The 24,725-nt window shown below is 63.0% G+C and carries 18 protein-coding genes; 11 read left to right on the top strand and 7 right to left on the bottom strand.

Going from position 1 to position 24,725, the window contains the following annotated elements:
* Positions 1–5 precede the first annotated feature (5 nt).
* Both EGJ27_RS15615 and cra read right to left on the bottom strand, forming a co-directional pair.
* Entirely contained in the window at positions 6–791 is a 786-nt protein-coding gene (locus tag EGJ27_RS15615; RefSeq protein WP_177523040.1) for a TatD family hydrolase, read from the bottom strand.
* A complete protein-coding gene (gene cra, locus EGJ27_RS15610; RefSeq protein ID WP_125831652.1) occupies positions 788–1,783 on the bottom strand; it encodes a catabolite repressor/activator in 996 nt (331 codons plus the stop codon). Before cra ends, EGJ27_RS15615 begins: the two co-directional genes overlap by 4 nt.
* A gap of 345 nt (positions 1,784–2,128) precedes the next feature.
* Between cra and ptsP the strand changes: the two genes are divergently transcribed.
* The 5 genes from ptsP to EGJ27_RS15585 all read left to right on the top strand — a co-directional run bounded on the left by ptsP (position 2,129) and on the right by EGJ27_RS15585 (position 10,723).
* Complete coding sequence (gene ptsP, locus EGJ27_RS15605) at positions 2,129–4,993, top strand: phosphoenolpyruvate--protein phosphotransferase (protein WP_125831651.1); 2,865 nt, start codon at positions 2,129–2,131, stop codon at positions 4,991–4,993.
* Complete coding sequence (gene pfkB / locus EGJ27_RS15600) at positions 4,993–5,934, top strand: 1-phosphofructokinase (RefSeq protein ID WP_125831650.1); 942 nt, start codon at positions 4,993–4,995, stop codon at positions 5,932–5,934. The genes ptsP and pfkB overlap by 1 nt, the downstream gene beginning before the upstream one ends.
* A gap of 12 nt (positions 5,935–5,946) precedes the next feature.
* Positions 5,947–7,689: a PTS fructose-like transporter subunit IIB gene (locus tag EGJ27_RS15595; RefSeq protein ID WP_125831649.1), complete on the top strand. Its 1,743-nt coding sequence runs from the start codon at positions 5,947–5,949 to the stop codon at positions 7,687–7,689.
* A 431-nt stretch (positions 7,690–8,120) separates the two neighbouring features.
* Positions 8,121–9,677 carry an alkaline phosphatase gene (locus EGJ27_RS15590; RefSeq protein WP_125831648.1) on the top strand — a complete coding sequence of 519 codons (1,557 nt, stop codon included), beginning with the start codon at positions 8,121–8,123 and terminating at the stop codon, positions 9,675–9,677.
* Positions 9,678–9,781: 104 nt separating this feature from the next.
* On the top strand, positions 9,782–10,723 hold the full coding sequence (locus EGJ27_RS15585) for an AEC family transporter (RefSeq protein ID WP_125831647.1): 942 nt from the start codon (positions 9,782–9,784) through the stop codon (positions 10,721–10,723).
* Here the strand turns inward: EGJ27_RS15585 and EGJ27_RS15580 are convergent.
* The 5 genes from EGJ27_RS15580 to gatC all read right to left on the bottom strand — a co-directional run bounded on the left by EGJ27_RS15580 (position 10,720) and on the right by gatC (position 15,535).
* Complete coding sequence (locus EGJ27_RS15580; RefSeq protein ID WP_125831887.1) at positions 10,720–11,754, bottom strand: calcium/sodium antiporter; 1,035 nt, start codon at positions 11,752–11,754, stop codon at positions 10,720–10,722. The genes EGJ27_RS15585 and EGJ27_RS15580 overlap by 4 nt on opposite strands.
* Positions 11,755–11,806: 52 nt before the next feature.
* The gene (locus EGJ27_RS15575; protein ID WP_125831646.1) at positions 11,807–12,175 is read right to left on the bottom strand and encodes a septal ring lytic transglycosylase RlpA family protein; all 369 of its coding nucleotides are present in this window, start codon (positions 12,173–12,175) and stop codon (positions 11,807–11,809) included.
* A 148-nt stretch (positions 12,176–12,323) separates the two neighbouring features.
* Positions 12,324–13,769 carry an Asp-tRNA(Asn)/Glu-tRNA(Gln) amidotransferase subunit GatB gene (gene gatB / locus EGJ27_RS15570; protein WP_125831645.1) on the bottom strand — a complete coding sequence of 482 codons (1,446 nt, stop codon included), beginning with the start codon at positions 13,767–13,769 and terminating at the stop codon, positions 12,324–12,326.
* Between the two features lie 12 nt (positions 13,770–13,781).
* On the bottom strand, positions 13,782–15,233 hold the full coding sequence (gatA, locus tag EGJ27_RS15565) for an Asp-tRNA(Asn)/Glu-tRNA(Gln) amidotransferase subunit GatA (RefSeq protein ID WP_125831644.1): 1,452 nt from the start codon (positions 15,231–15,233) through the stop codon (positions 13,782–13,784).
* Positions 15,234–15,247: 14 nt separating this feature from the next.
* Positions 15,248–15,535, bottom strand: coding sequence for an Asp-tRNA(Asn)/Glu-tRNA(Gln) amidotransferase subunit GatC (gene gatC / locus EGJ27_RS15560; RefSeq protein ID WP_125831643.1), 288 nt, complete (start codon positions 15,533–15,535; stop codon positions 15,248–15,250).
* Positions 15,536–15,741: 206 nt separating this feature from the next.
* Between gatC and mreB the strand changes: the two genes are divergently transcribed.
* From mreB to EGJ27_RS15530, 6 genes are all read left to right on the top strand, one after another.
* Positions 15,742–16,779: a rod shape-determining protein MreB gene (gene mreB, locus EGJ27_RS15555; protein WP_002555108.1), complete on the top strand. Its 1,038-nt coding sequence runs from the start codon at positions 15,742–15,744 to the stop codon at positions 16,777–16,779.
* A 231-nt stretch (positions 16,780–17,010) separates the two neighbouring features.
* Positions 17,011–18,090 (top strand): rod shape-determining protein MreC, encoded by a 1,080-nt coding sequence (gene mreC / locus EGJ27_RS15550; RefSeq protein ID WP_371920862.1) that lies wholly within the window; start codon positions 17,011–17,013, stop codon positions 18,088–18,090.
* Positions 18,083–18,574, top strand: a complete 492-nt coding sequence (gene mreD, locus EGJ27_RS15545; RefSeq protein ID WP_125831641.1) for a rod shape-determining protein MreD — start codon at positions 18,083–18,085, stop codon at positions 18,572–18,574. Before mreC ends, mreD begins: the two co-directional genes overlap by 8 nt.
* A gap of 68 nt (positions 18,575–18,642) precedes the next feature.
* On the top strand, positions 18,643–19,245 hold the full coding sequence (locus EGJ27_RS15540; protein ID WP_125831640.1) for a nucleoside triphosphate pyrophosphatase: 603 nt from the start codon (positions 18,643–18,645) through the stop codon (positions 19,243–19,245).
* Entirely contained in the window at positions 19,242–20,699 is a 1,458-nt protein-coding gene (rng, locus tag EGJ27_RS15535; RefSeq protein WP_125831639.1) for a ribonuclease G, read from the top strand. The genes EGJ27_RS15540 and rng overlap by 4 nt, the downstream gene beginning before the upstream one ends.
* A gap of 192 nt (positions 20,700–20,891) precedes the next feature.
* Complete coding sequence (locus tag EGJ27_RS15530; RefSeq protein ID WP_125831638.1) at positions 20,892–24,713, top strand: YhdP family protein; 3,822 nt, start codon at positions 20,892–20,894, stop codon at positions 24,711–24,713.
* Positions 24,714–24,725 lie beyond the last annotated feature (12 nt).

Below are 24,725 nucleotides of genomic sequence, written 5' to 3'. Positions count from 1 at the left end.
GGCGTTCAGTTCCAGCCGAACACATCGCAGGCGTTGCGGGTGCTGGCTTCGGCCAGCTGCTGCGGCTCGACGCCGATCAAGGCCGCCAGTGTTTCGCAGATGGCCGGCAGGTGTTCAGGGCTGTTGCGCTGGTCAGGAAACATGGCTGGCGCCATGTCCGGTGAGTCGGTCTCCAGCACCACACTCTCCAGCGGTAAGCGGGCCAGTACCCGATGCATGCGCAGGGCTTGCGGCCAGGTCGCCGCGCCGCCCAGCCCCAGTTTGAACCCCAGCCTGATGTACTCCCGCGCTTCTTCGAAGCTACCCGCGAAGGCGTGGACGATGCCGCTGCGCTTGAGCTTGTGACGCTTGAGGGTCGCGATCACATCGGCGTGGCTGCGGCGCACATGGAGCAGGACCGGCAGCTCGAACTCTGCGGCCAGCCGCAACTGCGCCTCGAAGACCTCCTGTTGGCGTTGCCGGTCGAGATCGGCGACGTAGTAGTCCAGGCCGATCTCGCCGATGGCGCACAGCTGGGAATGGCCTTTCAAGCGGCTCAGCCACTCGCCCAGTTCGGTCAGGTGCTCGTCCCGGTGCTCGTCGATATAGATCGGATGCAGACCAAACGCCGCATGCAGCATCGGCTCTGCCACGGCCAGTTCCCACACTCGACTCCAGTTGCGCTGATACACGCCCAACACCACCAGCCGCTCGACGCCTTGCACGCGGCAGTTGTACAGCACCTGTGCGCGGTCGGCATCGAAGTCCGGAAAGTCCAGGTGCGTGTGGGTGTCGATCAGCCGCATGTTCACACCTCGTGAATACGTTGCTTGAAGGTTCGGACAATGGCGTGCACACCCGGTTGGTACTGATCCTTCTCGATGGCCGCCAACGCCAGTTGCAGTGCCTTGTCGGCAATCAGCTGGTGCTGTTGCGACATTGCGTTGACCGGCAAGGGCAGGAAGTCGAGCAGCTGGGTATCGCCGAACGTCCCCAGATGCAACTGCGCCGGATTCAGGCTTTGGCTCTGCAGGACGTCGAACACGCCTTGGAGCAAGACGTAGGAGGTGGTGATCAGTGCGTCGGGCAAGTGCCCCAGGCGTTGCAGCATGTCGCTCATCAGGCGTTGGCCGCACTGGCGACTGAACGCCTCGCCGTGCTCAACCGTAGCGGTGCCGGTGAAGCCGTCCAGCGCGTGTCGGAAACCCTCGGCCCGTGCCCGGCTGATGCTCAGTTCAGGGCGTGCGCCGATCAATGCGATGTGCTGGGGATGAGTCTGTAACAGGCTGCGGGTCAGTTGTAGGCTGGCATCATGGTCATCACTGACCACCGAACAGAAATGGTCGGCATTCATCTCCCGGTCGATGGCGATGATCGGCAGGCCTTTCTTTTGCAATTCGCGATAACTGTCGTCGCTGGCCGGCAGGCAACTGGCGACCAGCAGGGCATCGCAGCGCCTTGCGCGGAACAGTTGGAGCAGTTGCAATTCGCTGATGGGGTCGTCATCGGAGCTGGCAATCAGCAACTGATAGCCATGAGCCCGGGCGCCCTGTTCCAGCAGCTTGGCGATGCGGGCGTAGCTGGGGTTTTCCAGATCCGGAAGAATGAAGCCCAGCGTCTTGCTATGGCGGCTGCGCAGGCCGGCGGCCTGGGGGTTTGGCCGGAAGTCGTGCATGTCCACCACGGCGCGAACGCGTTCGACAGTCGCGGTGCTGATGCGCTGTTGTTCAGCCTTGCCGTTGATCACGTAGCTGGCCGTGGTGACGGAAACCCCCGCCAGACGAGCAATGTCGCTGAGTTTCACCCAGAAAATTCCTTTTGTTATTTCATTGCCTTCAATCGGCGGACAGTGTCGCCGATTGAAACCTCTGTTTACACCAGACTGCCGGAAATTCCCAAGTAGTCGTCATATTTTGAGAAGTCTCCTACAGCGATCAGACCGACTGGGCTTCAACCTATGGACAGAATCGAGTAACGTGCCGGGCATTGTAGATTAAACGATTCAGCAGCCTGATTTCCCTTGCTGTAATCGCGATGAGTGCGCGGTCCGGATGTCTGTCGCCATCATCACCTAAGCTGTCGATCAGCGATGATCGTCATCAAAACAAGAATCAAGCGGCGTTTCGGCGCCGCGCAGGAGTCAAAGGCAATGCTCGAACTGAATCTGGAGCAAATATCCATGGCCCAGGTGGCGGTGGATAAGACTGCCGCACTGCAGCTGCTTGCCGACCATCTGGTCGCCGACGGGCTGGTTGCGCCAGGCTACCTCAAGGGCCTCACGAACCGCGAACAACAAGGTTCGACCTTTCTCGGCCAAGGCATTGCGATCCCCCACGGCACGCCCGAAACCCGCGAGCTGGTGTTCACCACCGGCGTTCGTCTGATGCAGTTCCCCGAAGGGGTGGATTGGGGTGACGGGCAGATCGTGTACCTGGCGATCGGCATTGCGGCCAAGTCCGACGAACACTTGCGGCTGCTGCAACTGCTGACCCGCGCGCTGGGCGAAGCGGACCTGGGCCAGGCATTGCGCGAAGCAAGCACGCCCGAAGAGCTGCTCAAGCTGCTGCAGGGTGCGCCGCAGGAACTGGCGCTCGACGCCCAGATGATCAGCCTGGGCGTTTCCGTCGACGATTTTGAAGAGCTGGTATGGCGCGGCGCCCGTTTGCTGCGCAAGGCCGACTGTGTGAACAACGGTTTTGCTGCCGTGCTGCAGCAGGTCGAGGCGTTGTCGCTGGGCGATGGCATCTGGTGGCTGCACAGCGAGCAGATGGTCAAACGTCCGGGGCTGGCATTTGTAACGCCGGACAAGCCGATGCGCTATCTGGGCCAGCCGTTGACCGGCCTGTTCTGCCTGGCCAGCCTGGGCGAAGCGCATCAGGCGCTGCTCGAACGTCTGTGCCTGCTGTTGATCGAAGGCCGCGGCCATGAACTGGGCCATGCCACCAACAGCCGGGTGATTCTTCAGGCGCTGGGCGGCGAGCTGCCGGCCGAGTGGCCGACGCAACAGATTGTCCTGGCCAATGCCCACGGGCTGCATGCTCGCCCGGCCAAGATCCTGGCGCAACTGGCCAAGGAATTTGACGGCGAAATCCGCGTGCGGGTGGTGGAAAGCAATGACAACGCGGTATCGGCCAAGAGCTTGAGCAAGTTGCTGAGCCTCGGCGCGCGCCGTGGTCAGACGCTGGAATTCATTGCCGAACCGACCATCGCCACCGATGCGCTGCCCGCTATTCTGGCGGCCGTCGAGCAAGGTCTGGGTGAAGAAGTGGAGCCGCTGCCGGCTGCCGGTGCAGCGCAGGCCGCGCCGGTTCAGGCTGCCGTGAAAGTGGCCGTTGCGCCCGTGGCCGGCAGTGTGTTGACAGCGGTTCCCGCTTCGCCGGGCATCGCCATCGGCCCTGCTCATGTGCAAGTGCTGCAAGCGTTCGAGTACCCGGCACAGGGCGAGTCGGTTGCCGCGGAGCGTGAGCGCTTGACCACGGCTGTGGCTGAAGTGCGCCAGGACATCGAGAGCCTGATCCAGCGCAGCAAATCCAAGGCCATTCGCGAGATCTTCGTCACCCACCAGGAAATGCTCGAAGACCCGGAATTGGCTACCGAAGTGGAATTGCGTCTGAACAAGGGCGAAAGTGCTGCGGCGGCCTGGGCGGGCGTGATCGACGCCGCAGCTTCCCAGCAAGAACAATTGCAGGACGCGCTGCTGGCCGAGCGCGCGGCGGATTTGCGCGATGTCGGTCGCCGTGTGCTGGCGCAGATCTGCGGTATTGAAACCGTCGCCGCGCCGGACGAACCCTACATTCTGGTGATGGACGAAGTCGGCCCGTCCGACGTGGCGCGTCTCGATCCGGCGCAAGTGGCGGGTATTCTGACTGCCCGTGGCGGCGCGACCGCCCACAGCGCCATCGTCGCCCGAGCACTGGGCATTCCTGCGCTGGTCGGTGCAGGCGATCAGGTGCTGCTGCTCAAACCGGGCACCGTGCTGCTGCTGGACAGCCAGCGTGGCCGCCTCACCGTTGCGCCGGATGAGTCGACGCTGCAACGTGCCGTTCATGACCGCGACGTTCGCGAACAGCGCCTCAAGGCCGCCGCCGAGTCGCGCATGGAGCCTGCGGTCACCCGCGACGGCCATGCCGTCGAGGTATTCGCCAATATCGGCGACAGCACCGGCACGGCTTCCGCGGTGGATCAGGGTGCCGAAGGCGTTGGCCTGTTGCGCACCGAATTGCTGTTCATGGCCCATTCCCAGGCGCCGGACGAGGCAACTCAGGAAGCCGAATACCGGCGCGTCCTCAAGGACCTCGGCGGTCGGCCACTGGTGGTGCGCACCCTGGACGTGGGCGGCGACAAGCCGCTGCCGTACTGGCCGATCGACAAGGAGGAAAACCCGTTCCTTGGCGTGCGCGGCATTCGCCTGACCCTGCAACGCCCGGATGTCATGGAAAGCCAGCTGCGCGCCTTGCTGCGAGCGGCCGACAGCGGCCCGCTGCGCATCATGTTCCCGATGGTCGGCACGCTTGAAGAGTGGCGTCAGGCCCGAGACATGACCGAGCGTCTGCGCCTGGAGATTCCGGTCAGCGACCTGCAACTGGGGATCATGATCGAAGTACCGTCGGCCGCTTTGCTGGCGCCTGTGCTGGCCCGCGAAGTGGACTTCTTCAGCGTCGGCACCAACGACCTGACGCAATACACCCTGGCCATCGACCGGGGCCATCCAACCCTGTCGGCGCAGGCCGACGGCTTGCACCCGGCGGTTCTGCAACTGATCGATATCACCGTGCGCGCCGCCCATGCCAATGGCAAATGGGTGGGCGTGTGCGGCGAACTGGCGGCCGACCCGTTGGCGGTGCCGGTACTGGTCGGTCTGGGCGTCGACGAACTCAGCGTCTCGGCGCGCAGCATCGGCGAGGTCAAGGCCGGCGTTCGTGAGCTGACGCTGACGGATGCTCGACAACTGGCGCAGAACGCGCTGACGGCGGGCAGCGCCGCCGAAGTCCGCGCGCTGGTGGAGGCCCTCTGATGGCGAAGATTCTTACCCTGACCATGAACCCGGCGCTGGACCTGACCGTACAGCTGAGCCAGCTCGAACTGGGGCAGGTCAACCGTAGCCAGGCAATGCTCACCCACGCGGCGGGCAAGGGTCTCAACGTTGCGCAGGTACTGGCCGACCTGGGGCATTCCCTGACGGTTTCCGGGTTTCTGGGTGTCGATAACCAGCAGGCGTTCGAAGGCCTGTTCGCGCGTCGTGGGTTCGTCGATGAGTTCGTGCGCGTGCCGGGCGAGACCCGCAGCAATATCAAGCTGGCGGAAACCGGCGGACGAATCACCGACCTGAACGGGCCTGGCCCGATGGTCAGCGAAGAAGCGCAGCAGGCATTGTTTGCCCGCGTCGAGCAGATTGCGGCCGATTTCGATGCCGTCGTCGTCGCCGGCAGCCTGCCCCGTGGCGTGTCGCCCGAGTGGCTGCACACATTGCTGGTGATGCTCAAAGGCTTGGGCCTGAAGGTGGCACTGGACAGCAGCGGGCTGGCGTTGCGTGCCGGCCTGGCCGCCGGGCCGTGGCTGATCAAGCCCAATACCGAAGAACTGGCCGATGCGCTCGATGCGCCGATCATCTCCATCGCCGCCCAAGCCGAAGCCGCCGCGCGCCTGCGCGCTGAAGGCATCGAGCATGTGGTGATTTCCCAGGGCTCGGAAGGCGTGCACTGGTTCAGTTCCGGCATCGCGTTGCACGGCCTGCCGCCCAAAGTCAGCGTCGCCAGTACCGTGGGCGCTGGAGATTCATTGCTCGCAGGCATGGTCCATGGCCTGCTCAGCGGTCATGAGCTTCATCAGACGCTGCGCACCGCCACCGCGATTGCCGCCATGGCGGTGACTCAGATCGGTTTCGGCATCAACGATGCCGCGCAACTCAAACGGCTTGAAAGCGGCGTCATCGTGCGCAGCCTGGCAGAAGAATAAGAGAGGATCGTCATGAAGTTAGCCATAGTAACGGCCTGCCCGAACGGCAAGGTCAGCAGCGTACTCAGTGCACGATTGCTCGACGCGGCGGCGCAGCGCCTGGGCTGGGAAACCAGCGTCGAGGTGGTCGACCCGAACAAGCCGGACCGCCAGCTGTCGGCACTGGACATCGAAGCGGCGGACTTGATCCTGGTGGTCAACACCGGCCCGCTGGACTTGAACCGCTTCGTCGACAAGCGCCTGTTCCAGAGCACTCCGGCCCAGGCGTTGCAGGATGTCGACGGGTTTCTGCATCGCGCCGCACAGGACGCCCAGACTCACGTCGCCGCACCGCAGGCCGAACCCGGTGCAAACAGCGCTGCCGACCGCGCGCCGCGCATCGTCGCAGTCACCGCTTGCCCGACCGGCGTCGCTCATACCTTCATGGCAGCCGAGGCAATCCAGCAAGCCGCCAAGCGCCTGAGCTACGATCTGCAGGTCGAGACTCAAGGTTCGGTCGGCGCTCGTAATCCACTCAGCGCGCAAGCCATTGCCGAGGCTGACGTGGTGTTGCTGGCCGCTGATATCGAAGTGGCGACCGAGCGTTTCGCCGGCAAGAAAATTTACCGTTGTGGCACCGGCATTGCGCTGAAACAGTCCGAAGCCACGCTGAACAAAGCACTGGCCGAAGGCAAGGTCGAGTCTGCCGCCAGTGCCGGCAGTGCACCGGCCAAGCAGGAGAAGACCGGCGTCTACAAGCATTTGCTGACCGGCGTGTCCTTCATGCTGCCCATGGTGGTAGCGGGTGGTCTGCTGATCGCTTTGTCCTTCGTGTTCGGCATCAACGCCTTCAAGGAAGAGGGCACGCTGGCGGCCGCCTTGATGCAGATCGGCGGCGATGCAGCTTTCAAACTGATGGTGCCGCTGTTGGCAGGTTACATCGCCTATTCCATCGCCGACCGTCCAGGCCTGGCGCCGGGCATGATCGGAGGGTTGCTGGCCAGTACGCTGGGTGCGGGGTTCATCGGCGGTATCGTCGCCGGTTTCCTGGCCGGCTACAGCGCGGCGGCGATCAATCGCTATGCGCGTTTGCCGGCGAGCGTCGAGGCACTCAAGCCGATCTTGATCATTCCGCTGTTTGCCAGCCTGTTCACCGGTCTGGTGATGATTTATGTGGTCGGCAAGCCGGTTGCGGGCATGCTCGAAGGGCTGACGCATTTCCTCGACAGCATGGGCACTACCAACGCGCTGCTGTTGGGCGTGCTGCTGGGCGCGATGATGTGCGTCGATCTGGGCGGGCCGATCAACAAGGCGTCCTACGCGTTCTCGGTCGGGCTGCTGGCCTCGCAAAGCTACGCGCCGATGGCCACCGCCATGGCGGCGGGCATGGTGCCGCCCATCGGTATGGGCATTGCAACCCTGCTGGCGCGACGCAAGTTCGCCCAGAGCGAGCGTGAGGCGGGGAAAGCCGCGTTCGTGCTGGGGCTGTGCTTTATTTCCGAAGGCGCGATTCCCTTCGCGGCCAAGGACCCGTTGCGGGTGATTCCGGCCAGTGTGCTGGGCGGCGCACTGACCGGCGCGCTGTCGATGTACTTCGGCTGCAAACTGATGGCGCCCCATGGCGGCCTGTTCGTGATGCTGATTCCCAACGCCATCAACCATGCGTTGCTGTACCTGCTGGCGATCGTGGTCGGCAGCGTGGTAACCGGCGTCGTGTACGCGGTGCTCAAGCGCCCGGAAGTGGCAGAGCTGGAAGTGGCGCCTGCCGGCGCTTGATCCAAGCCAGTGGGAGCGGACCATAGTCAGTTGGGAAGGTAAAAACAGTTGGCTCCCTCCCACAGGATCGGGGTATGACCTGACTTCGTAGGTACGCCGCGAATTGTATAGGAGGGACCTTGGTCGCGATCTGGCGCGTAGCGGCAGCAATAATGGGTACATCCGCAGCTGATCCATTGCCTCGAATGCCTTCGTCACGAGCAAGCTCCCTCCCACAGGGTTTGCGTCAAACAGTGGGAGCGGACCGGGCGGCGCTCCGCTTGTCCGCGAAGACATATTCACACCGACACATCTACTTAGGATGTACCGGCTCCTTCGCGGACAAGTCCGCTCCCACAACAACACCCTTGCAGCAGTTCACCACGGCTTGTCACACAGCCCCAACATTCCCCTGCTAGCGTGCCCTTTTCCAGTCTGCAAAGGGGTAAGCCATGAGCCACTTCGATCTCAAGCGTCGGCGCATCATTCAGGCGGTGGGTGCCGGGTTGCTGCTGCCCGGGCTGGCGCCTGCGGTGATTGCTTCGGTCAAGGATCGTCCGAAGATTACTGACGGCGTACAGTCCGGCGACCTGTCGGGCGAGCGGGCGATGGTCTGGAGTCGCAGCGACCGGCCTTCGCGCATGGTCGTCGAGTGGGACACCCGCAGCACTTTCAACAACCCGCGTCGCCAGGTTTCGGCCCTTGCCGACCAGCGTACCGACTTCACCGCACGCGTGGAGTTGAGTGGATTGCCCGCCGATCAGGCGATTTTCTACCGCGTGCTGTTTGAAGACGCGCAATCAGGCGTCGCCAGCGAGCCCTGGTTCGGCCACCTGCGCAGCATGCCGCAGAACAAGCGCAACATCCGCTTTGTCTGGAGTGGCGATACCGTTGGTCAGGGCTTCGGCATCAATCCGGACATCGGCGGCATGCGCATCTATGAAGCCATGCGCCTGCGCCTGCCGGATTTTTTCATCCACAGCGGCGACACTATCTATGCCGACGGCCCGGTGCCTGCGCAGATCACCACCGAAGGCGGGCGCATCTGGCGCAACCTCACTACCGAAGCCAAGAGCAAGGTGGCCGAGACCCTCGACGAGTATCGCGGCAATTACCGCTACAACCTGATGGATGAAAACCTGCGCCGCTTCAATGCCCAAGTGCCGCAGATCTGGCAATGGGACGACCACGAAGTGACCAACAATTGGTCGTCCAGCAAACAGCTCGATGATCGCTACAAGGTCAAGGATATTCAGGTGCTGGCGGCGCGGGCACGCCAGGCGTATCTCGAATATGCGCCCTTGCGTCTGCAGCAGGCCGACAACGGCGGGCGTATTTATCGCAAGATGCCCTACGGGCCGATGCTCGATGTGTTCGTGCTCGACATGCGCAGCTACCGGGACGGCAACGACGCCAATCTTGCCGACAAACCCGGCCCGACCACGGCGTTTCTCGGCCGCGAACAGCTGGCGTGGCTCAAGCGCGAACTCAAGGCCTCGACGGCGCAATGGAAAATCATTGCCGCCGATATGCCGATCGGCCTGGGCGTTCCGGACGGCGAAGTCAGCCCGGGCGTGGCGCGCTGGGAGGCCATCGCCAACGGCAACGACGGCCCGGCGCTGGGGCGTGAGCTGGAAGTGGCCGAACTGCTGGGTTACCTGCGGGCCGAGAAAATTCGCGATTGCGTATGGCTGACGGCCGACGTGCATTACTGCGCAGCGCATCACTACCATCCGGATCGCGCGGTATTCCAGGATTTCGAGCCGTTCTGGGAATTCGTCGCCGGCCCGCTCAATGCCGGCAGCTTCGGGCCGAACCCGCTGGACAAGACCTTCGGCCCGGAATTGGTGTTCCAGAAAGCGCCGCCTGCGCAGAACACGTCGCCGTTTGCCGGCTTCCAGTTTTTCGGGGAGGTGAACATCGACGGCCAGACCTCAGAACTGACGGTGAATCTGCGCGACCTCGACGGTGTATCGGTTTTCGAGCATAAGTTGCAGCCATCGGTATAGCCTGCTGGCGAACATGGCTGCGTAAGATGAGGAAATTCCTTGCAACACCACTTCGTCAGGTGGCTTATGATGAGGCACCTAACGACAGGGCAGGGTTGCAAGGCATGCTGGGTATTTTTCTCGAAACCCTGAACATCACCGCGCCAGTGTTCGCCATGCTGTTTCTCGGCGTGTTCCTCAAGCGGGTCGGCGCCATCAACGACGGTTTCATCGTTTCCGCTTCCGGCCTGGTGTTCAACGTCACCATGCCGGCGCTGCTGTTTCTGGGCATCATCCACGCCAACCTGCGCGACGCGTTGCAGCCCAAGCTGCTGATCTTCTTCAGTGTCATCACCTTGCTCAGCTTTGCCTGCACCTGGGCGTGGGCGATCTGGCGCTGCCCGTATGCCGAGCGAGGCATCTACGTCCAGGGCTCGTTTCGCGGCAACAACGGCGTAGTCGGCCTGGCACTGGCGGCCAGCATGTACGGCGAGTACGGCATCTCGCTGGGTGCCATTCTCGCGGCGCTGGTCATCGTGTTCTACAACACCTTGTCGACCATCGTGCTGGCGGTCTATAGCCCGGTGATCAAGTCCGACCCCTGGAGCATCTTCAAGAGCGTGCTGGCCAATCCGCTGATCATCAGTGTGATCGCCGCGTCGCCTTTCGCCTACTTCGGCATCGGCCTGCCCAACTGGCTGGAAAAGTCGGGCAGCTACCTGGCCCAGATGACGTTGCCGCTGGCGCTGATCTGCATCGGCGGCACCTTGTCGCTGGCGTCTTTGCGCAAGAGCGGCAATCTCGCGGTCAGCGCCAGCCTGGTGAAGATGGTCTGGCTGCCGCTGCTCAGTACGCTGGCGGCGTGGCTGGTGGGCTTCCGTGGGGCGGAGCTGGGGATTCTGTTCCTGTACTTCGGCAGCCCGACGGCGGCCGCCAGCTACATCATGGCGCGCACGGCCAACGGCAATTACGAGCTGGCGGCGGCGATCATCGTCATCACCACGCTGGCGGCAGCGGTCACCACCAACATCGGCATCTTCATTCTGCAATGGGGCGGCTGGATCTAGTGCTGGCGCCGCCAGGCACGAACGATACCGAACGCGACGATCACGCCCAGCACCGGCAACACGTACTTGAGCATCGCACCTTCCAGCCGTTCGGCCAACAGCATGCCGGTGCTGATTGAGACGATGTGCAGCCCGTAGGTCAGGTACAGCGACAACAGCATCAGCCCTTCGATCCGGTCGATCCGGTAGCCGGAATAGAACACCGGCAGGCACAGCGCTGCGACTCCCAGCAGGACCGGCAGGTCGAACAGCAGCGCGTTGGGCGATACTGACAGCGCTTCGGGAGCCACCATCGCCGTAAGCCCCAATACGCCCAGCAGGTTGAACAGGTTGCTGCCGATCACGTTGCCCACCGCGATATCGCGTTCGCCGCGCAGGGCCGCAATCAGCGAGGTAGTCAGGCCGGGCAGCGAAGTCCCGATGGCGATGACGGTCAGGCCGATAATGCGTTCGGACAGCCCCAGGTTGAGCGCGATCACCACGGAAGCATCCACCAGCAAGTGGCCGCCAAGGGCCAGGGTCAGCAGCCCGCCGATCAGCATCGCCAGCCGCGAGCCGGTGCGCGGTTGCTCGGCACTGGCCGTATGACCGTGGCGGGCAGCGCTTTGCCCGGCCTGACGCAAGACGATGAACAGGCAGGCGCACAGCCCGGCCAGCAGCAGGGCGCCGTCGAGCTTGTCCAGCTGATGGTTCCAGGCCAGCCCCGTTACCAGCAGGCAGGCGCCGATCATCAACGGAATATCGATGAGCAGTACCTGACGTGCCACCCGCAGCGGGATGATCAAGGCGCACAGGCCGAGGATGACCAGCACATTGAAGATGCTGCTGCCGATGACGCTGCCTACGGCGATGTCGGTGTTGTGGGAAAACGCCGCCTGCAGGCTGACGGCCATCTGCGGCGCGCTGCTGCCCAACGCCACCACGGTCAGGCCGATGATCAGCGGACGAATCCGCAGGATGGCCGCCAGATGCACAGCGGCGCGTACCGAGAGTTCGGCGCCGAACAGCAACAGCAGCAAGCCGCTCAGCAGTTGAATGAGGGCGGGAGCAGGTAGGGTTGATAGCTGGAGAATTCGGGTTTCCTCAATCCAGGCTCTGGATGCGGACTTTTGCGACACCGCTGCGCAGCATGCCGAGCTGTTCAGCCGCGCCACGTGATACGTCGATCAGTCGCCCGCGGGTATGCGGGCCGCGGTCGTTGATGCGCACGATGACGGTTTTTTCGTTGCTCAGGTTGGTCACTTTGACCCGGGTGCCGAACGGTAGCTGCCGGTGGGCGGCGGTCAGGGCATTCTGGTTGAACGCCTCGCCGCTGGCAGTGCGCTTACCGTGGTGGCGAGCGCCGTAGTACGACGCGCTTCCGGTGTCGTCATAGCCATGTGGATCGATTTCGTGACTGGCACAGCCGGCCAGCAGGGCCATGAGGCTGAAGGCAGAGAGAAGTCGGCGCATGTAGGGTTCCTGGGTATAGGAGACGATGTGGGAGGGAGCTTGCTCGCGACGGCAGAGTTCACAACCCTGAAGATGTTGTGAACGTCCCGCACCTGTCGCGAGCAAGCTCCCTCCCACAGGGGCTGCTCTTTCACATCCTTTCGAGCGATCAGCCTTCCAGCTTGGCCTTGAGCAGCTGGTTGACCTGCTGCGGGTTGGCCTTGCCTTTGGAGACTTTCATCGCCTGGCCGACGAAGAAGCCGAACATCTTGCCGCGCTTGGCCTCGTCGGCGGCGCGGTATTGTTCGACCTGTTCGGCATTGGCCGCGAGCATCTCGTCGAGCATCGACTCGATGGCGCCGCTGTCGGTAACCTGCTTGAGACCGCGCTTGTCGATGATTTCATCGGCGCTGCCTTCACCATTGGCCATGGCCTCGAACACCATTTTGGCGATCTTGCCGGAAATGGTGTTGTCGCTGATGCGCTTGAGCATGCCGCCCAGTTGCTCGGCGCTGACCGGCGATTGTTCGATCTCCACACCCAGCTTGTTGAGCAGGCTGCCCAGCTCGACCATGACCCAGTTGGCCGCCAGCTTGGCGTCGCCGCTGATGCTGACCACCTGTTCGAAGTAATCGGCCTGCTCGCGGCTCGATGCCAGCACGCTGGCGTCGTAGGCCGACAGCCCGAACTGGCTCTGGAAGCGTTCGCGTTTCTGCGGCGGCAGCTCCGGCAGCGTGGCGCGGGTCTCTTCGATGAACGAATCTTCGATGACCACCGGCAACAGGTCAGGGTCGGGGAAGTAACGGTAGTCGTTGGCTTCCTCCTTGCTGCGCATGGCGCGGGTTTCGTCTTTGTTCGGATCGTACAGGCGCGTTTGCTGGATCACCTTGCCGCCGTCTTCGATCAGGTCGATCTGGCGCTGGATCTCGCTGTTGATCGCCTTTTCGATGAAGCGGAACGAGTTGACGTTCTTGATCTCGCAGCGCGTGCCGAACTCGACCTGACCCTTGGGGCGGATCGATACGTTGCAGTCGCAGCGCAGCGAGCCTTCGGCCATGTTGCCGTCACAGATGCCCAGGTAACGAACCAGTGCATGCATGGCTTTGACATACGCCACCGCTTCCTTGGCCGAACGCATGTCCGGTTCGGAAACGATTTCCAGCAGCGGCGTGCCGGCACGGTTCAGGTCGATGCCGGTCATGCCGCTGAAGTCTTCGTGCAGGCTCTTGCCTGCGTCTTCTTCAAGGTGGGCACGGGTGATACCGACGCGTTTGACCGTGCCGTCTTCCAGGGTGATGTCCAGGTGACCCTTGCCGACGATGGGCAATTCCATCTGGCTGATCTGGTAGCCCTTGGGCAGGTCCGGGTAGAAGTAGTTCTTGCGGGCGAACACGTTGTGCTGGCCGATCTCGGCATCCACCGCCAGACCGAACTTGACGGCCATGCGCACGGCTTCCTTGTTGAGCACCGGCAGCACGCCCGGCATGCCCAGGTCGACAAGGCTGGCCTGGGTGTTGGGCTCGGAACCGAACGTGATGGCGCTACCGGAAAAAATCTTCGATTGGGTCGATAGCTGGGTGTGAATCTCCAGCCCGATGACGACTTCCCATTGCATATAAGTTGCTCCTCAGAAGCCTTCAGGTGTGCGCGTGTGCCAGTCAGTCACCTGCTGGTACTGATGAGCCACATTCAACAGACGGCCTTCCTGGAAATACGAGGCCAGCAATTGCACGCCGACCGGCAGACCTTCCACGAAGCCCGCCGGCATCGACAGGCCCGGCAGGCCCGCGAGGTTGGCGGTGATGGTGTAGAAGTCTTCCAGGTATTCGGCGATCGGATCGTTGGTCTTGGCGCCGATTTTCCAGGCCGGGTTCGGCGTGGTCGGACCCAGGATCACGTCGACTTCGGTGAAGGCGGCCATGAAGTCGTTTTTGATCAGGCGACGGATTTTCTGCGCTTGCAGGTAGTAAGCGTCGTAGTAGCCCGCCGACAGCGCGTAGGCACCGACCATGATGCGACGCTGCACTTCCGGGCCGAAGCCTTCGGCGCGGGAGCGCTTGTACAGGTCGGTCAGGTCTTTGGGATCTTCACAGCGGTAGCCGAAGCGCACCCCGTCGAACCGCGACAGGTTGGAAGACGCCTCGGCCGGAGCGATGACGTAGTAGGCTGGAATGCCGTGCTGCAGGTTCGGCAGGCTGATTTCCTTGACCACCGCGCCGAGCTTTTCCAGCTCCTTGACGCTCTCCTGCACCAACTGCGCGATGCGCGGGTCCAGGCCGGCGCTGAAGTATTCCTTCGGCAGGCCGATGCGCAGGCCCTTGATGGAAGCATTCAGGTTGGCGGAGTAATCCGGCACCGGCTCGTCGATGCTGGTGGAGTCCTGCGGATCGAAGCCGGCCATGCCTTGCAGCAGCAGCGCGCAGTCTTCAGCGGTGCGTGCCATGGGGCCAGCCTGATCGAGGCTCGACGCGTAGGCGATCATGCCCCAGCGTGAGACGCGGCCGTAGGTAGGCTTGAGACCGGTGAGGTTGGTCAGCGCGGCCGGCTGGCGGATCGAGCCGCCGGTGTCGGTGCCGGTTGCGGCAGGCAGCAGGCGCGCCGCCACGGCTGCGGCCGAACCACCGGACGAGCCGCCGGGAACGTGTTCGAGGTTCCACGGGTTCTTCACCGGGCCGTAGTGGCTGGACTCGTTGGCCGAACCCATGGCGAATTCGTCCATGTTGGTCTTGCCCAGCGTCACGGTGCCGGCGGCGGCGAGCCTGGAAACCACAGTGGCGTCATACGGCGCCTTGAAGTTGTCGAGCATCAGCGATGCGCAGCTGGTGCGGATGCCCTGGGTGCAGAACAGGTCCTTGTGCGCCAGCGGAGCGCCGAGCAGGGCGCCATTCTCGCCGGCGGCGCGACGGGCGTCGGCAGCCTGGGCCTGGGTGATCGCCAGGTCTTCGGTCAGGGTGATGAAACTGTTGAGCTGAGGGTCGAGCTGCGCGATTCGCGACAGCAGCACACGGGTCAGTTCTTCAGAGGAAAACTTCTTTTCGGCGAGTCCGCGGGCGATCTCGGCCAGAGTCATTTGATGCATGCAGGCTCTTTCCCTTACTCGATGACTTTCGGAACCAGATAGAGGCCGTCTTGGACCGCTGGTGCGATGGCTTGGTAAGTGTCGCGACGATTGTGCTCGGTAACGGCGTCATCGCGCAGGCGCTGAGAGGCTTCCAGCGGGTGGGCGAGCGGCTCGATGCCGGTGGTATCGACCGCCTGCATCTGATCGACCAGCCCAAGAATGCTGTTAAGTGCTTCGGTGGTGCGTGGGATATCGGCGTCATTGAGGCCCAGTCGGGCCAGATGAGCGATCTTTTCCACGTCGGAGCGTTCAAGCGCCATCGGGTATCTCCAGTGGAAGGCCGGCGGCTCGTGGCCGTCGGCGGATTGCGGAACACCCCCGCGTTCTTGCGGTCACATGCCGCCAACGCCTTGGGTCGTGTTCAGAAAACCGCCAATTTAACATATTGGCTCCTTGCCCAAAATCCCTGTCGTTGTTAGAGTTTGCCGCACTTTTTTACCCACGCGTTCCCTAGGGTCCCTTTCCCATGTTCAAGAAACTGCGTGGCATGTTTTCCAGTGATCTTTCCATCGACCTGGGCACTGCCAACACCCTTATTTACGTGCGTGAGCGCGGTATTGTCCTGAATGAACCCTCTGTCGTGGCCATCCGTACCCACGGCAACCAGAAGAGTGTCGTGGCCGTCGGTACCGAAGCCAAGCGCATGCTGGGCCGTACTCCAGGCAACATCGCAGCCATTCGTCCCATGAAAGACGGCGTCATCGCCGATTTCAGCGTGTGCGAAAAGATGCTGCAGTATTTCATCAACAAGGTTCACGAAAACAGCTTCCTGCAGCCCAGCCCTCGTGTGCTGATCTGCGTTCCGTGCAAATCCACCCAGGTTGAGCGCCGCGCCATTCGCGAGTCGGCCCTGGGTGCCGGTGCCCGCGAAGTGTTCCTGATCGAAGAACCGATGGCCGCTGCCATCGGTGCCGGCCTGCCGGTCGAAGAAGCCCGTGGTTCCATGGTCGTCGACATCGGCGGCGGCACCACCGAGATCGCGCTGATCTCCTTGAATGGTGTGGTCTACGCCGAATCCGTTCGGGTCGGCGGCGACCGTTTCGACGAAGCGATCATCACTTACGTGCGTCGCAACTACGGCAGCCTGATCGGCGAATCCACCGCCGAGCGTATCAAGCAGGAAATCGGCACCGCTTACCCCGGTGGCGAGGTTCGTGAAGTCGACGTCCGTGGCCGCAACCTGGCCGAAGGCGTGCCGCGCGCGTTCACCCTCAATTCCAATGAGGTGCTCGAAGCACTGCAGGAATCGCTGGCGACCATCGTGCAGGCGGTCAAGAGCGCTCTGGAGCAATCACCTCCGGAACTGGCCTCGGACATCGCCGAGCGTGGTCTGGTCCTGACCGGCGGCGGCGCGCTGCTGCGCGATCTGGACAAGCTGCTGGCCCAGGAAACCGGTCTGCCGGTAATCGTTGCCGAAGACCCGCTGACCTGCGTGGCTCGCGGCGGTGGCCGTGCGCTGGAAATGATGGATAAGCACACCATGGACCTGCTCTCCAGCGAGTAAATCGCCGGGGTTTGTCTTCATGGAGCCTTTGTATGCAGGTAGCGCGTGTGCTACCTGTATGCGTTAGGCTGACGCCAAAACAGGGCGCCTATTTCTTCCATTTGCCCAGGCCGGTTCCATACCGCATGAATTACAGCCAATTGATGCTCGAAGCCTCGAGCGCATGCCCCGGAGGAGCGGCCTATTAAACCGCTTTTCGCAAAAGGCCCATCCTTGGGCGTACGCCTGCTTGTGCTGGTCGTGCTGTCGGTCGCGTTGATGGTGGTCGATGCCCGGTTCTCGGTACTCAAGCCCGTGCGCAGCCAGATGTCCCTGGTGCTGATGCAGTCCTACTGGATCGTCGATCTTCCACAGCGCATGTTTCAGGGTGTTGCCAGCCAGTTCGGCAGTCGCACCGAACTGCTCGCCGAAAACGAAAAACTCAAGACCGAAGCCCTGCTCCTGCAAGGTCGCCTGCAAAAGCTGGCGGCACTGACCGAGCAAAACGTTCGCCTGCGCGAGTTGCTCAATTCCTCGGCGCTGGTCAACGAGAAAGTCGAAGTTGCCGAACTGATCGGCATGGACCCGAATCCTTTCACCCACCGCATCATCATCAACAAGGGCGAGCGCGACGGCGTGGTCCTCGGCCAGCCGGTGCTCGATGCCCGCGGCCTGATGGGGCAGGTGGTGGAACTGATGCCTTACACCTCGCGTGTGCTGCTGCTGACCGACACCACCCACAGCATTCCGGTACAGGTCAACCGCAACGGCCTGCGCGCCATCGCCAGCGGCACGGGCAATCCGGAACGCCTGGAATTGCGCCACGTGGCCGATACGGCGGACATCAAGGAAGGTGACCTGCTGGTGAGTTCCGGTCTGGGCCAGCGTTTCCCGGCCGGTTACCCGGTGGCGACGGTCAAGGAAGTGATCCACGACTCCGGCCAGCCGTTCGCGATTGTCCGGGCAGTGCCGACCGCTGCGCTGAACCGCAGTCGTTATCTGCTGCTGGTGTTCTCGGACGGTCGCTCGCCGGAAGAGCGCGCTGCGGATGCCGCTCAGGCGCAGGAGTCGATCGACAAGGGCGTGGAGCCCGCGATCATGCCGACCCTGCCGCCGCTGGCGCCGGCCTTCCCGATGTGGCCGCAGCCGGTTACGCCGCTGTTCCCTGTCGAAGCGATGCACCCCAGGCCCGCCGCATCAGGCGTAACCCCACCGGCGAGCGCACCTTCCGCAACGCCGGCGGCACCTGCGCCACGACCCGCCGCGCGGCCTGCCGGCACCCAGGCGCCGGCTTCCGCTCCATCCACTTCTCGGGGGCCAATCGATGGCTAGGCATGTTTCCGGGCGCAACGGCTGGGTGGTCTGGCTGAGTTTCGCCATCGGCCTGCTGCTGAGCGTAGCGCCGCTGCCGCAATTCATGGAAATCTTCCGGCCGTTGTGGCTGGCGCTGCTGGTGACATTCTGGGCGCTGATGCTGCCGCACAAGGTGGGGATGACCACCGCCTTCCTGCTGGGGCTGATGGAGGATGTGCTCTACGGCACCCTGCTGGGCCAGAACGCGCTGATTCTGTGCCTGATCACTTTTCTGGTCATGACCTTGCAGCAGCGTTTACGCATGTTTCCCATGTGGCAACAGTGTCTGGTGCTGCTGGTGGTCTTTGGTCTGGCGCAGCTTGCCCAACTCTGGCTCAGTGCCTTGACCGGCAATCGCCAACCCACCTTGGCGCTGGTGCTGCCGGCGCTGGTCAGTGCCTTGCTGTGGCCATGGGTCAGTTACGGCCTGCGTGGCCTGAGCAAACGCCTGAGAATCAGCTAGGCGCAACGTGAGCGCGGACGCCTGTATGCGTAACGCCGCGCTTGCTTCACCGACACGGAGATGTCTGTATGCCCACACTCCATCTGGCTTCCGGGTCGCCGCGCCGTCGTGAACTGCTCACTCAGATCGGCGTGCGGTTCACCACGCTCAGCGCGCAGATCGACGAAACTCCCCTCATCGACGAAACCCCGACGGCCTATGTCGAACGGCTGGCACGCGGCAAGGCCGAAGCCGGTCTGGCTTCCCTGGCCACGGTCGAGGGCGCCTGCGTCCTGGGCGCCGACACCGCCGTGGTGCTCGACGGACGCATTCTCGGCAAGCCGGTGGATCAGACCGACGCGCTGGCGATGCTCGCCGCTTTGTCCGGGCGCGAGCACCAGGTGCTGACCGCAGTCGCCGTCATCGATCATCAGCGCAGCGAAACCTGTGTGGTGGCGAGCCGGGTTCGATTCCGCGCGATCACGCCCGGTGAAGCGCTGGTCTACTGGTCCAGCGGTGAGCCGCAGGACAAGGCCGGCAGTTATGCGATTCAAGGCCTGGCGGCGGTCTTCGTCGAGGGTTTGCAAGGCAGCTATTCTGGGGTGGTTGGGTTGCCTCTGTGCGAAACCGCAGAATTGCTGGGCCGTTTCGGCATAACCTGTTGGCAATGCCTGGAAGGTGACAAGCCATGAGTGAAGAGATCCTGATCAACATCACCCCGATGGAATCGCGGGTGGCGGTGGTGGAAAACGGTGTGTTGCAAGAGGTCCACGTCGAGCGGACCCAGCGACGCGGCATCGTCGGCAATATCTACAAAGGCAAGGTGGTTCGTGTGTTGCCCGGCATGCAGGCGGCCTTCATCGACATCGGCCTGGAACGGGCGGCGTTCATCCACGCTTCGGAAATCTCCATGCGCGAAGGCCCGGCGGTGGAGACCATCAGTTCCCTGGTCCACGAAGGCCAGAGCCTGGTAGTGCAGGTCACCAAGGACCCCATCGGCAGCAAAGGCGCGCGGCTGACCACCCAGCTGTCGATCCCGTCGCGTTACCTGGTCTACATGCCGCGCACGGCTCACGTCGGCATTTCGTTGAAGATCGAAGATGAAAGCGAGCGTGAGCGGCTGAAGAAGGTGGTCAGCGACTGCGTGGCGCTGGAAGGCATCAAGGAATCGGGTGGCTTTATCCTGCGCACGGCTGCCGAAGGCGCCGGTGCCGATGAAATTCTCATGGATATCCGCTACCTGCGCCGACTCTGGGATCAGATCGGCGAGCAGATCAAGTTCGTCAGCCCGCCCAGCGTGATCTACGAAGACCTCGGCCTGGCGCTACGTACCTTGCGCGATCTGGTCAGCCCCAAGATCGAGAAAATCCGCATCGACTCGCGGGAAACCTTCCAGAAGACCACTCAGTTCGTGGCCGAGCTGATGCCGGAAATCGCCGATCGTCTCGAACACTATCCCGGCGAACGTCCGATCTTCGATCTCTACGGCGTCGAGGACGAAATCCAGAAGGCGCTGGAGCGCAAGGTGCCGCTCAAGTCCGGCGGCTATCTGGTGGTCGATCCGGCCGAAGCCATGAGCACCATCGACGTCAACACCGGCGCGTTCGTCGGTCATCGCAACCTCGAAGAAACCATTTTCAAGACCAACCTGGAAGCGGCCACCGCCATTGCCCGTCAACTGCGGCTGCGCAATCTGGGCGGGATCATCATCATCGATTTCATCGACATGGAAGACGGCGAGCACCAGCGGCAAGTGTTGCGCACCCTGGAAAAGCAGCTCGAACGCGACCATGCCAAGACCAACATCATCGGCATCACCGAGCTGGGCCTGGTGCAGATGACGCGCAAGCGCACCCGGGAAAGCCTGGAGCAGGTGCTGTGCGAGCCGTGTCACTGCTGTCAGGGCCGGGGCAAGCTCAAGACCCCTGAAACCATCTGCTACGAGATATTCCGCGAAATCCTGCGCGAAGCCCGGGCCTATCAGGCAGTGGGTTATCGTGTGCTGGCCAACCAGCGGGTGGTGGACCGCCTGCTCGACGAAGAATCGGGCAACGTTGCGGAACTGGAAAGCTTTATCGGCAGGACCATCCGCTTTCAGGTAGAAACCATGTATTCACAGGAACAATACGACGTCGTGCTGCTCTGAGATGGCTGACTTCGCCGATAACCGAAACGCTCCCGTCTGGACAATCCCCGAGGGCATGCGGCAGGAAGCCTTCTTGACGAGTACGATGCGTGGCAAATGAGCGATACCTGAACCTGGTGACACCTGTACATGTGAGCCGGGTACGTTTTAGGCAAGCTGACTGGCACACCGCATTGTGGAGGACCCTCTGACATGGAGCGTCTCCCCCGTTTCTTTGCAGCCCTGACGCGCTGGGGATTGAGCCTGTGCGCGCTGCTTTTGGTGCTCGCGGCGTTGTACGTCAGCCTCGGGCGCCAGTTGGCACCGATGGTCGCCGAATACCGTGTCGACGCCGAGACCCGAGCCAGCGCCACCCTCGACATGCCGATTCGTATCGGCAGCCTCAAAGGCAGCTGGTCGGGCTTCGCTCCGGTACTGCAGGCCCATGACGTCACGGTGGGCGAGGGCGCCAACGCCTTGCATCTGGATCGCGTGCAGGTAGTGCCGGACCTCTGGCAAAGCCTGATGACCCGCCAGCTCAGGCTGGCCCATCTGGAAATCAACGGGTTGCAGGTGATCCTCAAGCAAGGGCAGGACGGCAAATGGGCAGTACAGGGCCTGCCGCTACGCGATGACGCCCCGACCGATCCCGAGCAGTTGCTCAATCAGATGCAGATGGTTGCACGGCTCTCGCTGTTCGACAGCCAGGTTACCTTGCAACCTCTCGACGCGGCGCCCCTGACCCTCACCTATGTCAGCTTTAGCCTGCTGACCGGCAGCTATCACCAGCGCCTGGACGCTCGCCTGACCTTGCCTGACGGACAGCCGCTGGCGCTGAACCTGCGCACGCGGATCGAGGCTCACCAGTGGAAAGAGGGTCAGGCCGATCTGTATGTCAGCCTGCCGCAGAGCGACTGGGCGAAATGGGTGCCCAAAAGCCTGACTCGACAATGGAAACTGTCGAGCTTCAAGGCCGGCGGCGAGCTGTGGCTTGGCTGGGGCAAGGGCACGGTGCAGAGCGCTGTCGCACGCTTCAATGCGCCGACCGTTCGCGCAGCCTACGCCGAGCGCAAGCCGGTGACGCTGGATAACGTGGCGCTGAACGCATGGTTCAAACGCAACGAACAGGGCCTGGACCTCACCGTCGACTCCCTGGCGATGAGCCTGGGCAAGGATCGCTGGGAAAGCCGCCTGAACCTGACCCAGACCGCCGCCAGCGCCGAGCACGAAGAGCTCTGGCACCTCCAGGCGGATCGCCTCGACCTGACGCCGCTGACCCCATTGATCGACTCGCTTGCGCCGCTGCCTGAGCAGGCCATGCTGGCGGTCAATCACCTCAAGGCCACCGGCACACTGCGCAATGTACTGCTCGACATCCGCCCGCAAGCCGCCGGCGACCAGCGCCTGAGCTTCGCGGCGAACCTGGACAAGGTCGGTTTCAGCGCTTACCACGGTGCACCCGCTGCCGATAACGTCAGCGGCGCCATCAGTGGCGACCTGGGACGTGGCGAGCTGCGTCTGGCGAGCGAAGAATTCATGCTGCACCTGGACCCGATCTTCGCCAGGCCGTGGACCTATCCGAAAGCCAATGCGCGTCTGACCTGGACGCTCGATAAAGAGGCATTCACCCTGACCGCGCCGTATATCAAGGTGCTGGGCGATGAGGGCAAGATTGCGGCGGACTTCCTGATCCGGATTTATCTGGATCACTCCAGGGGCCAGGACGACTACATGGACCTGCGGGTCGGCATGGTCGATGGCGATGGCAGCTACACCAGCAAATACCTGCCTGCGGTGCTCAGCCCTGATCTGGATCACTGGCTGCGCACGGCCATCGTCAAAGGCGCGGTCAACCAGGGTTTCTTCCAGTATCAAGGCTCGCTGAGCAAGAGTGCGCCCAACACTGCGCGGGTGATCAGTCTGTTCTTCGACGTCAGCGATGCCACATTGGCATTCCAGCCGGGATGGCCGTCTCTGACCGGCGTTGACGGCAAGGTGTATGTGGAGAACAGCGGTGTGCGGGTCAGGGCCAGCAAAGGCCGGTTGCTCAACACCCGTGTCAGCGATGTACAGGTCGACATTCCCCACGCGCCGGCGGGCCAGCCCAGCCATCTGCTGGTGGATGGCGGATTCAAGGGCACGCTGGTCGACGGTCTCAAGATCCTGCAGGAAGCGCCCATCGGTACCGCCAGTGTTTTTGAGGGCTGGCAGGGCGAAGGCCCGCTGGATGGCAGGTTGAAACTGGATATCCCGCTGGCCAAAGGCATCGAGCCGAACATCGTGGTGGATTTCAGCACTGTGGGCGCGCGTTTGCAGTTGGCCGAACCCAAGCTCGAATTGAGCGCCCTCAAGGGTGATTTCCGTTTCGACAGCGCCAAAGGGCTCAGCGCCAAGGGTGTGCGGGCGCAGGCGTTCGATCAGCCGGTGACCGCCGAGATTGCGGCCGAGGGCAAGCCCGGCGCGAACCTGACCCGCATCGTCGCCAACGGGCAGATCACGGTCGCCAGACTCACCCAGTGGCTGAACGTCGAGCAGCCGTTACCGGCGTCCGGCACTTTGCCTTACCAGTTGCAGCTGTCGCTGGATGGCAAGTCCACGCCGCTGGTGATCAACTCGCCGCTCAAGGGCGTGACCGTTGACTTGCCCGCGCCGTTCGGCAAAGCAGCCGAGGAGTCTCGCGCCAGTGAATTTCGCATGACCCTGCAAGGCGCCGAGCAACGGTTTGGCGCCAATTACGGCAACCTGGCCAGCCTGGCTTACGCCGCTCCCAAGGGAAAACCGGCGGACGGGCGCGGCGAGTTGTATCTGGGGCAGGGCGGCGCCATTGTGCCGCAAGCCAAGGGCTTGCGCGTGCGCGGCGAGTTGTCCGAGCTGGACACGGCCACCTGGCAGGCGGTCGGCCAGCGCTACACCGGCGATGAGACCGGCGGCAGCGCCAAGCAGTTGCTCAGCAGTGTGGATCTGCAGATCGGCAAGCTGACGGCGATGGGGACTACGCTGGATAACGCCCGTGTGCAGTTGCAGCGCAACGCAGCGGCCTGGGCCTTGTCGCTGGACAGCCAATTGATCAAGGGCACGGCAACCCTGCCGGATGCCAAGGGCGTCCCGATCGGCGTGGATATGCTGTACGTGCGTCTTCCGGCCTCCGACCCCAACGCCGTGGCGGTGGAAAACCCGCCGGACCCGCTGGCCGATGTCGATCCAGGCAAGATCCCGGCGTTGAACATCAAGGTCGCCCAGGTGTTTCAGGGTGATCAGCTACTGGGCGCCTGGGCCTTGAAAATGCGGCCAACGGCCACCGGCATCCGTCTCTCCGATCTGAGCCTTGGCCTCAAGGGCTTGTTGCTGGAAGGCGAGGGCAGTTGGGAAGGCGCACCGGGGTCGAGCAGCAGTTGGTTCAAGGGCAGGATGGGCGGCAAGAACCTGGCGGACGTGCTCAAGGCCTGGGGGCTGGCGCCTACGGTGACCAGCGAGAGTTTCGAGGTGAACCTCGACGGTCGTTGGCCGGGCTCACCGGCCTGGGTGGGGCTCAAGCGTTATTCGGGCAGCCTGGACGCCACGCTGCACCGCGGCCAGTTCGTCGAAGTCGAAGGGGGCGCCCAGGCGTTGCGGGTGTTCGGCTTGCTCAACTTCAACTCCATCGGCCGTCGCCTGCGTCTGGATTTCTCTGATCTGCTGGGCAAAGGGCTGAGCTATGACCGGGTCAAGGGCCTGCTGGTGGCCAGCGACGGCGTGTACGTCACGCGCAACCCGATCACCATGACCGGCCCGTCCAGCAACCTGGAGCTCAATGGCACGCTGGATATGGTCAAGGACCGGGTCGATGCCAAGTTGCTGGTGACTCTGCCGGTGACCAATAACCTGCCAATCGCCGCGCTGTTGGTCGGCGCACCGGCCATTGGTGGGGCGTTGTTCCTGGTGGACAAACTGCTGGGTGACCGGGTCGCGCGATTTGCCAGTGTGCAGTACAAGGTCGAAGGCCCCTGGAAGGAACCGAAAATCACGTTCGACAAACCCTTCGAGAAACCTCAGTAGCGCGTCATGGGG

The sequence above is a fragment of the Pseudomonas sp. v388 genome (genome assembly GCF_003935425.1).
Taxonomy (GTDB): domain Bacteria; phylum Pseudomonadota; class Gammaproteobacteria; order Pseudomonadales; family Pseudomonadaceae; genus Aquipseudomonas.
The sequence above is the reverse complement of the archived record's forward strand: the minus strand, read 5'-3'. Positions and strand labels throughout refer to the sequence as shown.